The following is an 11,854-nucleotide window of genomic DNA, read 5'->3' as shown; positions in this document are numbered from 1 at the left end:
TTCTGATTCTTGTTTATTTAATTGATACTTTACGTACATTTTTACCTTTTTTTAAAGTAATTTGTTTACTCCAAGTACCTTCCATTGGTAGTTCCAACCTCACTTCATATATACCTGTATTTATTTTCTTCATACTCGCTTCAACATGATGATTCATACTTTTCATTTCCATTTTAAAATTAATCGAATCTACATCAACTTCTTTTCCATCTGAATCTACTAAATTTACTAGATACACATGTGTATGGTTTTTATTTCTTAATTTTTCTTCGTTAATTGAAAATTTAATATGATCTAAAAAAGGGCTCGATTTAACTTCAGCCTTTTTTCCACAGCCAGAACAAACTAGTAAAATACATAACATAGTTATGAATATGTAAAAGAATTTCTTCATTAACATCACTCCTTTTTAGATAAAATTCTCACCCTTACTTTACTTAAAAAGGTTCATTAAATTTGTGATAAAATGTGAAAGCATAAATTAAAAATAAAATTATTGTAATCTCATCATACAATTAAGCTTTTTCAACATATAATTGAACGTTATAACTCAATCAACTAAGGATCCTACATAGGGAGGAGTTTAACTTAATGTTCTTAGAATGGGCTAGCATTGTCTTAACTGTTTTACTTTCATCATATGTCATCTTAATCGCAAATAGAAAAAAAGAAAAACTTTCTTGTACAGCTGGAAAAATGATCAGTATGACGAATTCAATGATGACAAGTGTCACCGTGGGTACAATCTTTGGTATTTTTTTTCGGAATACAGATTTAACAATCCCTACAATTATTTCAATGACTGCAGGCATATTAATAGGATACTTAACGGGTAAACCTTTATCATTAATGGCTGTACTAGAAGGTATAACTACTGGAATTATGGGTGGAATGATGGGAGCAATGCTTGGTATAATGCTACAGGAAACTTATTTAAACATTTTAATCTATTTTATAGATGTTGTTTTTGTATTAGTTACAATCCTATTAATTAAAGTGATTGATCAAGAAGTAAGCAAATTCAATAAAAATGAAAAATCTATCCAATCAATTTGATCATTAAAATAGCCTACCTCTTTTAAATTAGGTAGGCTATCATATTTTAGTAAAAAAAATTAAATACGATCCAAATGAGCTGTATCGCATAGTAATTGAAATTCAAACTCTTTTTCTTCACCAAAATTTATTTCTTTTAAATCATCCTCTTCAATAATTACCGTATCTCAGCGTCTTTTTAAATGAATTGATAACAACTTTAATCCTCCAGCTTTAGTAAATTATTCATTAACTTGTTTTTCTTCTCTACGTTCATATAATATCCCTGCGATTAAGGCAAGTAAAACATTTGTTATTAACAATGGACTAAATCCAGAACCACAAACTAATGATAAAAAAAACGCAATAATAACGAAAAGGACTGGCAAATTCATTTTGTATTCTCCTTAAATGAAAAGTTAAATAATTTTGGACATATTTAAGACTATTTTATATTAAAAATATTTTACCATGAATTAACCATTTTCTAACAATTCAAAAAAAAAAAAAAAAACGATTCATTTGAATCGCTTTGTAGTGATTATTGGTTGATTATTTCTAAATTTCTTGTTTTACTTCAAATCGATTATCAATTCTACTTGCCCCCAGGCATTTCTATTATATCTGAACGATTCTCGTTTTGAACAAATATGACTACTCAGTTATCATTTATAATAACCTACTCACTCTAAACATTGTGTTTAGGAAGTTCATATGTTCCAATTGGTGAAGTTGAAGTAAGAAATTCTTGATGACTTTCTATATATAATTTACCTATCTGAGCCCTTTTCTCTATTGCTTTTAGATGAAGCTCAGATTCCCTTATCATCATTTCAATCTGCTCATACTGTTCAATACTTTCATATTGCCAAATCGCTTCAATTTTATCATTCGATTCGTTTACCCACCTGCCAATCAATTTAGCGCCATGCTTAATTTGATTCGGATATAAATATTGATGAAAAAAATCATTAAATTGTAATAATTTTTCTGGGTTTATTTTATAAGACTTCTTTCTATAGATCATTTTTATTTTCCACTCCATAAAGTGAATTTAGACAAGCGTTTTTTTAATAAATTGATTTACTTCCTTAAAAAATAGTTCCTTCTCTTCTAAAAATGGATAATGATTACTTTCATTTAAAATGACTAATTTCGATTTTTCTATTCCTTCAGCCATTTCTTCTGAATATTCGATTGGACATTGTACATCATGTTTGCCACAAATGATTAAAGTTGGACAGCTTATTAATGCTAACTTTTTTGTTACATCGTAAATTTGATATTCCCTATTAAAATAATTAAGTCGAATTTCAGACATTTTTTTAGAGATTGGTAAATTAAAATAGTCATAGTATCGTTCAGGCTTATGTAAAGATAGCTTTGTCCGCTCAATTAATAGCGCTTTTCTTTCTTCATTAGACAATTCATTACTTTTTAATCTTTCAATTAATTCTTGCATGTTATTAAATTGCGGATGAGCCCGGTTATAAATACAGTTTTTTGAAAATGTTGCATAGTCTCTTGCTGCAGCCCCAACGATAATATTATGATTTAAAGAATTTGAAAAATAGATCGCATAAATGATTCCAAGCATTCCACCGGTAGAATGTCCAGCAAAATTCCAGGATGAATAAACTAATGATTTCCTAATTTCTTCTAAATCAAAAATTGTTTCTAACATACTCAATTCATAAGGAAAATGTGCTTTTTCAGAATTACCCGTTTCTCTTAAATTTATTAAAAATACTTTAAATAATTTAGTAAATGAATTGGCAAAATAATCTCCAGTATCATTAAACTCAGAGTAATTATGTGTGACACAGTTTAGCAACTAATAATAAAAATTGTGAAAAAACAAAACCCCTAATTTTATATAAACCTTTAATTCCCTTAAATTTTTTCATTGATTTTTATGATATATAATTTTTAATATAATTAAACTATTGTATATTTTTAGTAACAAACTATATATTAATTTCAATTTCTCATTTTATTTATTGAATAAAAACATTAGTTAAAAGTATATTTACTTATTAAAAAATAAAATAATACCATTTTATTTTTAAAGATAAACTTAAATATTATGAGTAAAGATTGTAGGAAAGTATATCCCTAATATTTATTACTATTAATGCTTATTAAATATATAACTATTATAGTTATAGGAAATTATTTTATTGACATTGTGTGTATAGTTTTGAACGGTGTTCAAAGTGATATTAAAATTTATTAGTAAGGCGAGTGTACATTCTTAATTAGTGGACAAAGCCTCCGTGCGAGGACAGCACTCCACAGAACAATAGTTCGAGGACCTTGAACTTAAGGGATTTAAAGGCATTAATAGCAAATACTATATCACAATGAACAAAACAATACAGAATAAATGCATGATGCTGTATCTAGAGAAATTCAAACAAATAATGAGACAAGATACAATCTTTTAGATGAATGTAAACTTGTACTTTATACCATCGGTGAAAGAATATCTCCATGTGATACAATCTTCAACTGTATAAGATGAATCCCTAGAACATGATTAACAACAAAATTAAAATTTACTTGAATGGATTAAAATACGTAAAAAAATGGGGTGTAAACTGTCCATTGAAAGGTTTTATTTATATTAAGAAGATTTGATTAAAATATTAAATTAGAATGTAATCAGATAATTTAGGTACTGAAACCCGTAAAACTTTGCAAGCTTAGAGTCCAGATTTCACTTTTGAGCACTTTGTAATGTGCAAATTATACAATTCTATAACTATATCAACTAAATTAGTATTATGTTGAAAGAGTTTATTTTTATATACTAGTCTCCCTACCCTGAAGGTTTCATATTCTTTTTGACGAATAAACACTTTATATAGAAATTTAAGGAGTGTTTTTATGACAGCAGAATTAATTACAACTGAGTACCTTAATGAACAATTAGATAATATTTATAAAATGCTTGAGGAATCTATAGTCGAAAAAAATGCTAATGCCTCTTTTTTTGCTTTAGGGCAAGCAAATGCAATTTCTTTTTTATTGAACAATGGTAAACCTGACAATGATCCGAGATACGTTTCTCTCAATAGAATGGTTACATTAGCTTTTGAACCAGAGCTTCTACCAGTTTCTCATAATAATGAAAATAAGGCTTAGATTTTTTGATTTCTTACAATACAAGTTTGCATATTCTGAATCAAGAGGCCTTTTGTTAGTACCAAAATGATGTCCCACATAAACTCATCTCATACACCACATTTATCATTTTCAATTGTCTAGCACCCTTTTCCGTCTTTTAAAATAAAATCTAACAATTTTAAATAATTAATCTAATATAGAGAGTGTCATATCAACAATATTTTTTAGTTTATGTTTATCGTTAGTTGTTTTTGCTAATACTCGTAAACCTACAAAAGAATTATTAATAAACTGAGATAGTTTTTCTATATCATGGTGTTTAGGGATTTCACCTGAATTTTGTCCACGTAATAGTAATTCAAGTATAATCTTTTCTGTTTTAGAAAAATTTCGTTCAACTTTTTCTGCCACTTCTTGATCATGTAAAGCCAACTCAACTGCACTATTTACTATCAAACATCCAATTGATTTTTCATTATCTTGAGAAATGACCATTTCTAATATACTTCTAATAGTATCTTTCACAGATGATAAATTCTAAACTTGTATATCAATTTTTTTCTTCATAGTGTTATCATAAAGTTCTAATGCTTTAATGAACAAAGTATGTTTGTCACCAAATGTATCATATAAACTTCTTCGATGAATCCCCATATGAGAAACAAGATCTTGCAATGAGGTTTTTTCGTAACCTTGATACCTAAATAGTTCCATTGCTTTTTGTAATGCTTCCTTTTCATGAAATTCTTTATGTCTAGCCACGCTGGTACCTCCTTTTGAAACATTATAGCATAATAAAAAATAAACATTGAAAAATCAATAAAGCACTTTTATTAAAGGAGTGTGACAGATAAAGGTTTCTCGAATCTAAATATTCTCTTTTTGGTTCTAGCCACGAGGGTAACATGAGTTTTTTCTCAAGTTCTATGAATGGTTCATCAACTGAAAAACCTGGAATGATAGTTGCAATCTTAACTCAATCTTTATTATTCGTCGTTTCAAGTTTAGTTAGGTAATCTCTTAAGAAGCCAATAGAGCGGTTTATAAAAATGGGGTCATAATATATCTTTGTCATCATAAGAGATTCCTCAATTGTGGATATAAATATAGTTGTAAAAGTTTCAGAATCTATTGTAGGAATGATTTCTCCGTTTTTTATCCTATTTCGAACTATTCGAACGATTATGGAATATAAATCATTCATGGCCCTTAATTCATTAGGCTCGACATGGCTTGCTTGTACAACTTTCTTAATGGTGTTTATCACGGCCTGAAAGATCTCTTCAGGGTCTTGTTCCGCCGTTTCCGATGTAGGAGAATGCAAAGGATATACAATTCCATGGCTTGATATAACAGTACCGTGTTTGAAAATAGAACAGATTTTGTACTAGTAGTTCCGATACCTACACCTATCCTATATTTTGAACTCACGATTTCTTCCTCCTTTCAAAGAATTTTTCACTGCTTCCTAATTAAAGAGAGAAGCTCAAGATGAGCTTCTCTCCTTCACGTAAAACATTCTGATCTATATTGAAAATTTCTTAAATGCCAACACTGCATTATGTCCTCCAAAACCAAAGCCATTAGAAATAGCATAGTTTATTTTCATGTTAACAGCATGGTTTGGAACATAATCTAAATCACACTCTTCATCTGGTGTATCATAATTTATCGTTGGAGGAGCTATATCTTCCATGATACTTTTGAGGGTTATTACAGCCTCAATCCCACCTGCTGCTCCAAAAAGGTGCCCAGTCATTGATTTAGTAGAACTTACCTTTAAGTTATAAGCATGAGCACCGAAAACACTTTTAATCGCATTGGTCTCTGATTTATCTCCTTCAGGGGTACTTGTACCATGTGCATTTATATAATCCACATCAGTCAATCGAATATTTCCCATATCTAAAGCCAATTTCATGGCATTTGCGGCCCCATTGTAATCAGGGGAAGTAATATGATATGCATCTGTTGTAGAACCATAACCTACGATTTCTCCTAAAATTGTCGCTCCTCTTTCCCTCGCATGTTCATATTCTTCCAGGAATAAAACACCCGCTCCTTCAGACATGACAAAGCCATTACGCCCTTTGTCAAATGGGCGACTTGCCTTTTCTGGAAAATCATTAGAAGTAGACATTGCTCTCATTCTTGAGAATCCAACAAAAGATAGTGGATTAATAGGAGCTTCAGCCCCACCAGCTAATATGCCATCAGCATAACCGTGTCTAATATTTAAAAAAGCCTCCCCAATTGCTTGATTCCCTGTTGCACAAGCAGAAACAGGCGAAAAGCTAGGCCCTTTAAAACCAGTTTTTATAGATATTATTCCTGACGCCATATTACTGATCATCATTGGGACCATAAATGGAGAAACTTTTCTTGGTCCCCTTTCAAGCAAAGCTTTATTATTATCTAATGTAGTATTAATTCCTCCAATACCTGAACCTATATAAACCCCTAATCGATCCTTATTAACATTTTGTAAATCTAGATTCGCCTGTTCTAAAGCTTGTTGAGCAGCAGCAACAGCATACTGTATGAATAAGTCATATTTCTCTTGTTCTTTTTTATCCATATATTGCTCTGCGACAAAGTCGGTAATATAGCCTGCAATTTGGGTACTAATATTGTTATAGTCATCAGATTCAATTCTTTTGATGCCTGAATTACCTTCTTTAATGTTCTTCCAGAAGGCTTCAATTGTATTTCCTAACGGTGAAACGACTCCATATCCTGTCACTACAACCCTTCGTGCCATCAACAACACTCTCCTGTCATTCCTTTTTCGCATGACTACTTCAAAAGCTCATTAAGTTATTCCAATATTTTAGACTAGAAACCATCTCATAATACACTTTTTCATTGTCATCCGCCTTTGATGCTTAAAATGAGAAATAACCCTCATCAAGCTTAGTCGCATAAGCAAGTCCCTACGCAGAATCTACAATGTCGCTAAGCTGTCCATTCTTGCCTATTAGTAGGTAAGAATAACTCACTTAAAACCGCCTTTTAACCTTTTATAAGGCGGTTTATTTCATTCATTGCTTGCGGCAATATCTTCTTTCCCAGAACCCGTTCGTATTGTATTGCTCCTTTCATACATGACACGATGGCAAAAGCTAATGATTCAATTTCTTCGACTCGCCTTTCATTCATTGTTTCCTTAAGAATATTTTTAAAAATCGTTATTTCTAACTGACTGATTTCCTCTACATTTTGCCTTATTTTTTCAGGAAGGGATTCAATATCAGACTGGAGAGATGATATAGGGCATATCCCACCATCGCTTAAAACGATTTGTCTCTCTAAAAAATGATTGATCTTTTCTTCAACAGTCATCTTAGAATTCGTAATTAACGATGAAAAGTCCTGCAAATTTTGAAGCAACCGCTCAGTAACGGCAACTCCCAAATCCTCCTTTTTTTCAAAATGATAATGGATGCTAGCTTTCGTCACACCCAATTGTTTGGATAAATCATCATAGCTAATGGCTACATAACCTTTTTCACGTATTAATTTAAGTGCCAGATCGGTAATTTGTGTTTTTCTATTTTCCATGATTGCATCATAACCTACTAGTAGGTAAGTGTCAAGTGCAGTCCGATTTCATCCTCTCTTCTTCTTGTGTCAATATAGCATTACAATCAGTTTTGTTTTATTTCTCAAAAATACAAAAATAGTCGTAGATATTTAACAAATTGTGTAGGTTTTGCGGATGACTTTTGTCTTAAAAATTATAAGAAAAAAACACTCAGATGAGTGTTTTTTTCAAAGGCCATTATACTATTTTCAGGAAAAAATCCGGTCAATTTCTTGAATTTCTTCATTCTTTAAATGGACTTCCAGTGTTTTCAGATTATGCAAGACTTGTACTTCCCTTTTTGCTCCCGGAATGATGACGTCAATGGCTTCACGGGTTAAATACCAGGCAAGAACGACATGGGCAATTTCAGACCCTTTTTCACTGGCAATTTTACGAACTTTCTCGATTTTTTCTAGGTTCTCCTCATAAACGCCCTCCCGGAATTGCGGGCGTTTTCTCATTTTTTCACTTAGATCGGTATGTTTGTTATAGTTGCCCGTTAAAATCCTGAAGCAAGCGGGAAATACGAGCTAGCTTACTTCTTGTACTTTTAATCTTAGTACTTGGGGTAACGATCACCTCATATTTACTTTACAATCATTACAGCACAATGCGCGTGCTGGACTACTTTATGGCTTACACTTCCCACGAGCAGCTCTGAAAAGAGGCTAAGTCCCCTGCTGCCCATTACAATCAGGTCGTAATCTCCCTCTTTTGCCTTCTTACATATCATCTCTGAAGGATCTCCAATATGGTATTCGCTATCATATTGTATTAATGACTCTGAAAGGACTTGTGCGGATTCTTCTAAAATCCTCCTAACTTCCTCTATTTGCAATTGTTCACTATCCACTCCATAAGCAACTGTATTGATATTGTTATTAGGAATAATATGAAGTAGCGTTATACGGGCATTTATCCCAACGTTTTGCGCCAACCAACTAGCCGATTTCAATGCATGTTTGGAGTGTTCGGACCCGTCAACTGGAACCAAAAACCGTTCATACATGTTCTCACTCTCCTTTTTATAAAATCTTATTTTTATAATAAAACACATGACTGTGATTATTGTGATGTAACTTTAGAATTTCAAACAAACTTTTTGGTTGTTTCGGCCACACGTTTTCCAAGGGCCCTTCCTAAAGCAAGATCATTTTCATTAAGGATGTTATCAGATTCATCAACCGGACATGTAATCCCAACCCCATAGTAGGAGCCATAGGTGGCATTTTCCGGAATGTTTCCGGGTAATCCGACAATGATCATTCCTTGATGCAGCATCGGAGTAATCAAGTTTAACATTGTGGCTTCGACTCCGCCATGAGTGGTAGCCGTGGTACAAAATACAGCGCCTATTTTCCCTATTAATTTCCCGTGGGCCCACAGATAACCTAATTTGTCTATCCAGGTTTTTAAACCTGCACTTATCGTTCCAAAGTGTCCCGGGCATCCCCAAATAATGGCGTCCATATCTTCAAGATCTTTTACGTTTGCATTATTGACATGATTTATATATACCTCCGCACCGTTGACACTTTTTGCCCCTTCGGTAATGGCCTCCGCTAATGCTTGGGTATGTCCGTTATCACTGTCAAATACTACAGATATTTTCATTGTTGTATCTCCTCCGTTAAATTAAATAATTGATTTTAGTAATTCATTTAGAAATTGTGCTGGAACCTTCGAATAGCATCCCGATAAATTTAATCATCCATGGGCTCATCTGCCTCTAGGATTTTTCCATTTTTGATTAACGCACTAAGAACCTCACGAAATTCCCTATCGTTAATAATTCTGTCCCCATGTTCTAACGAAGCTTTTGGATGTAAAGTCCCTCGTTTGATTTCTTGGATAGCCTTGCGGAAATCAAAATCAGCATTCTTTTCATCATAGCTTAAAGTTTTCCGTTGGTTAGACGTTTCAGTACCAGGTTCTGTTTCAAAACTTGCAGCAGCTTCCCTACTTAATAGCGTTTTTTCATTTTTTACCTGGGTTTCCTCAACCGTAACTTTAGAATAATAACGATTAAATTTGACTGAATAAATCAATACATAGATAACGATTAGCGCAGCAAACAAATTTAGAATAATCAATGAGAAGTTCAAGCTAAAAAATTGAGTCAGCACTCCGACTCCAATAGGAGGAATTATGAATCCGGAGTAGGCGCATAAATAAAATGCCGAAATGACTCGCGGACGTTCTTCCGGTTTCGGCAACTGGCTGGCAAACCTTAAAGCAACTTGAAACGTCCACCCACCGCCAATTGCTTGAATGAATATGCTGGCCCATACCCATAATAAATTCGCTGTCAGACCAGCAAATACAATGCCCCATGATCCAATAGCAAGTAGTAAGATTCCAAAGCGCATCCGTGAGACTGGATGACTCGGCCAAGGAACGAACTGAGCCAAAGCCCCTCCTCCAAGAAGCAACAAGATTATAATCCCTGAAAAGGCAAGATTTGAAGTGTGAATGACATTTCTGACGAAAGAAGGTATCAGGGATAACGCAATTCCTTGAATTGTGAAAACAGTAAAGATCGGCAGTGCAGCAAATGACCAAAAATGTGAACGAATACTATTAGGTACTCCAAGTGATATCTTAGTCTTAACCGGTTTCTGCATGAGGGAATCCTCATGCTTAGGAAGAGTTTCCAGAATTACTAAAGAAGTAATTAACATTACAAGTAAAAACCAGAATGGTACTCTAAGGGGCTGCAGATGTAAATATTGCAAAATTAAACCAGTAATAGCTGGACCTAGGCCAAATCCGATGAGTATCGTTGCTCCTGATAACTTGATAGCTGTACTTACTTTATTAGGAGAAATTTGTTTAATTAAAAATGCAGCGGCAGTACCTGTAAAAGAACCATAAGCAATACCTTCCAAAATTCTTGCAGCATAGAGCATCCAAACATCAAAACTGCCTAGAAAGAGCAACGTAGAGGCAATAGAAATCCATATACTGCAGCGAAGCACCCTCTTCAATCCCCAGGCGCTCCCTTTGGCTCCTACAACAAGCAAGGTCGGCAGTAGGATAGCGGCATAAACGGCAAACAAAATCGTAATTTGCAGACTATTCATTTGATAATGTTCACTGTACAAAGGAAATAACGGTGTAATAAATGTTGCACAGCAGGACATTATAAGATAAACCAAAAGCATTCTTTTCATTTTAGAAAATTCCTACTTTCTCAATTTTATTTTACTTACTAGTTGGCAAGTTATGTTCCTAGAAAAACTGCCTTTTAATTTTTAAAAAGACTGTTTATTTGATTCAGAACTTGGGAATACATTCTTTCCCAATATTCGTTTATATTGCAAAGCACCTCTTATACATGGTCCCGCTCATGGATTCCAGAAACGCCATGTTGGTTGATATGAGTATAATATGGACATCAATAAGGAGTTTATACATGGATAACATAACTTATGGCAACATAACCTTTTTTCCGGAATAAGTTTTAGTGCCAGGCCTAAAATTTGTGTTTTTCGATTTCCACCACTGTATTTTAACTTACTAGTAGGTAAGTGTCAAGCTGATCAGAGCAGAATTACTCTCCCCTCCCTATTTCATTGGAGTCCGACCTTACCAGCTTTAATCGAATCGACGTTAGAACTTTTTTCTGCTTTTTTAATAAATACTTCACCGTCTAATTCTAAAATCACTTTTTGGTGCTTTTTTATCTTCCTACTGAATTTTCACCAAGAAGGATCATACCCGTACTTAAAGCATGGGCAACTAATGAACCACCTTCATCAAAAACATCGCACTTGATTAGCCCAATAGTCTTTCCTTTCTTTATAACCTCACCTTTTGCAGTAATTTTTTCATTCCAAATCGGGTTCAAATAATTGATTTTAGGTCATTTCTCTCTGAACACTTCCAAGAAACAATCTACAAAGGCAAATTTGAAAGATATGCTTATTTACGCATGCATTTTCCCTGTGGAGGAAACCTATGATAGTCTTAGGAAGTCAAATTTCATTGTCGAATAGTGAAAAATATAATTTCCAATTGTGAGTATGCTAAAAAGAAGGAGTACTTTTAATGTAAGGAAATAAATTTAATAAAACGTTTTTTGCAAGTGGGTTTCATTATAAA

The 11,854-nt window shown here is 33.1% G+C and carries 12 protein-coding genes and 3 pseudogenes; 3 read left to right on the top strand and 12 right to left on the bottom strand.

What is annotated here, in order from left to right; translation table 11 throughout:
• Positions 1 to 13: 13 nt before the first annotated feature.
• Positions 14 to 394 carry a FixH family protein gene (locus COJ46_RS23055; protein ID WP_176522565.1) on the bottom strand — a complete coding sequence of 127 codons (381 nt, stop codon included), beginning with the start codon at positions 392 to 394 and terminating at the stop codon, positions 14 to 16.
• Positions 395 to 591: 197 nt separating this feature from the next.
• On the opposite strand from COJ46_RS23055, the gene COJ46_RS23050 reads away from it, so the two are divergent.
• Positions 592 to 1,056: a hypothetical protein gene (locus tag COJ46_RS23050; RefSeq protein ID WP_097976923.1), complete on the top strand. Its 465-nt coding sequence runs from the start codon at positions 592 to 594 to the stop codon at positions 1,054 to 1,056.
• 221 nt (positions 1,057 to 1,277) lie between these two features.
• Here COJ46_RS23050 and COJ46_RS24710 read toward each other — a convergent pair whose 3' ends face one another.
• The 3 genes from COJ46_RS24710 to COJ46_RS23040 all read right to left on the bottom strand — a co-directional run bounded on the left by COJ46_RS24710 (position 1,278) and on the right by COJ46_RS23040 (position 2,869).
• Complete coding sequence (locus COJ46_RS24710; RefSeq protein ID WP_176522564.1) at positions 1,278 to 1,430, bottom strand: hypothetical protein; 153 nt, start codon at positions 1,428 to 1,430, stop codon at positions 1,278 to 1,280.
• A gap of 293 nt (positions 1,431 to 1,723) precedes the next feature.
• Positions 1,724 to 2,062, bottom strand: coding sequence for an NIPSNAP family protein (locus COJ46_RS23045; RefSeq protein WP_176522563.1), 339 nt, complete (start codon positions 2,060 to 2,062; stop codon positions 1,724 to 1,726).
• Between the two features lie 27 nt (positions 2,063 to 2,089).
• A complete protein-coding gene (locus COJ46_RS23040; RefSeq protein ID WP_097976920.1) occupies positions 2,090 to 2,869 on the bottom strand; it encodes an alpha/beta fold hydrolase in 780 nt (259 codons plus the stop codon).
• Positions 2,870 to 3,924: 1,055 nt separating this feature from the next.
• On the opposite strand from COJ46_RS23040, the gene COJ46_RS23035 reads away from it, so the two are divergent.
• Entirely contained in the window at positions 3,925 to 4,182 is a 258-nt protein-coding gene (locus COJ46_RS23035) for a hypothetical protein (RefSeq protein WP_097976918.1), read from the top strand.
• A gap of 168 nt (positions 4,183 to 4,350) precedes the next feature.
• Here COJ46_RS23035 and COJ46_RS23030 read toward each other — a convergent pair.
• The 8 genes and pseudogenes from COJ46_RS23030 to COJ46_RS22990 all read right to left on the bottom strand — a co-directional run bounded on the left by COJ46_RS23030 (position 4,351) and on the right by COJ46_RS22990 (position 10,923).
• Positions 4,351 to 4,926: pseudogene (locus tag COJ46_RS23030) on the bottom strand (TetR/AcrR family transcriptional regulator).
• A 448-nt stretch (positions 4,927 to 5,374) separates the two neighbouring features.
• Positions 5,375 to 5,598: pseudogene (locus COJ46_RS25165) on the bottom strand (FGGY family carbohydrate kinase); the annotation flags it as partial.
• Between the two features lie 91 nt (positions 5,599 to 5,689).
• A complete protein-coding gene (gene fabF / locus COJ46_RS23015; protein ID WP_097976916.1) occupies positions 5,690 to 6,925 on the bottom strand; it encodes a beta-ketoacyl-ACP synthase II in 1,236 nt (411 codons plus the stop codon).
• A 251-nt stretch (positions 6,926 to 7,176) separates the two neighbouring features.
• On the bottom strand, positions 7,177 to 7,725 hold the full coding sequence (locus tag COJ46_RS23010; protein ID WP_097976914.1) for a TetR/AcrR family transcriptional regulator: 549 nt from the start codon (positions 7,723 to 7,725) through the stop codon (positions 7,177 to 7,179).
• Between the two features lie 231 nt (positions 7,726 to 7,956).
• Entirely contained in the window at positions 7,957 to 8,211 is a 255-nt protein-coding gene (locus COJ46_RS23005) for an aldo/keto reductase (protein WP_483294975.1), read from the bottom strand.
• Between the two features lie 125 nt (positions 8,212 to 8,336).
• The gene (locus tag COJ46_RS23000; protein WP_176522562.1) at positions 8,337 to 8,759 is read right to left on the bottom strand and encodes a universal stress protein; all 423 of its coding nucleotides are present in this window, start codon (positions 8,757 to 8,759) and stop codon (positions 8,337 to 8,339) included.
• Between the two features lie 80 nt (positions 8,760 to 8,839).
• Positions 8,840 to 9,364 (bottom strand): NAD(P)H-dependent oxidoreductase, encoded by a 525-nt coding sequence (locus tag COJ46_RS22995; RefSeq protein WP_097976908.1) that lies wholly within the window; start codon positions 9,362 to 9,364, stop codon positions 8,840 to 8,842.
• Positions 9,365 to 9,453: 89 nt separating this feature from the next.
• Positions 9,454 to 10,923, bottom strand: a complete 1,470-nt coding sequence (locus COJ46_RS22990) for an MFS transporter (RefSeq protein ID WP_097976907.1) — start codon at positions 10,921 to 10,923, stop codon at positions 9,454 to 9,456.
• Positions 10,924 to 11,616: 693 nt separating this feature from the next.
• Between COJ46_RS22990 and COJ46_RS25160 the strand changes: the two are divergent.
• Positions 11,617 to 11,748, top strand: a pseudogene (locus tag COJ46_RS25160) (IS1595 family transposase); the annotation flags it as partial.
• Positions 11,749 to 11,854: the final 106 nt, after the last annotated feature.

Source organism: Bacillus sp. AFS077874, from assembly GCF_002566505.1.
GTDB lineage: Bacteria > Bacillota > Bacilli > Bacillales > Bacillaceae_G > Gottfriedia.
Note: the sequence above shows the minus strand (reverse complement) of the source record. Positions and strands in the feature narration are given on the sequence as shown.

Coding starts and splice junctions, on each gene's coding strand:
- COJ46_RS23005 (WP_483294975.1), bottom strand. CDS start 8,211: ATGAGAAAACGCCCGCAATTCCGGGAGGGCGTTTATGAGGAGAACCTA.
- COJ46_RS22995 (WP_097976908.1), bottom strand. CDS start 9,364: ATGAAAATATCTGTAGTATTTGACAGTGATAACGGACATACCCAAGCA.
- COJ46_RS23010 (WP_097976914.1), bottom strand. CDS start 7,725: ATGGAAAATAGAAAAACACAAATTACCGATCTGGCACTTAAATTAATA.
- COJ46_RS23045 (WP_176522563.1), bottom strand. CDS start 2,062: ATGATCTATAGAAAGAAGTCTTATAAAATAAACCCAGAAAAATTATTA.
- COJ46_RS24710 (WP_176522564.1), bottom strand. CDS start 1,430: ATGAATTTGCCAGTCCTTTTCGTTATTATTGCGTTTTTTTTATCATTA.
- fabF (WP_097976916.1), bottom strand. CDS start 6,925: ATGGCACGAAGGGTTGTAGTGACAGGATATGGAGTCGTTTCACCGTTA.
- COJ46_RS23035 (WP_097976918.1), top strand. CDS start 3,925: ATGACAGCAGAATTAATTACAACTGAGTACCTTAATGAACAATTAGAT.
- COJ46_RS23050 (WP_097976923.1), top strand. CDS start 592: ATGTTCTTAGAATGGGCTAGCATTGTCTTAACTGTTTTACTTTCATCA.
- COJ46_RS23000 (WP_176522562.1), bottom strand. CDS start 8,759: ATGTATGAACGGTTTTTGGTTCCAGTTGACGGGTCCGAACACTCCAAA.
- COJ46_RS23055 (WP_176522565.1), bottom strand. CDS start 394: ATGAAGAAATTCTTTTACATATTCATAACTATGTTATGTATTTTACTA.
- COJ46_RS22990 (WP_097976907.1), bottom strand. CDS start 10,923: ATGAAAAGAATGCTTTTGGTTTATCTTATAATGTCCTGCTGTGCAACA.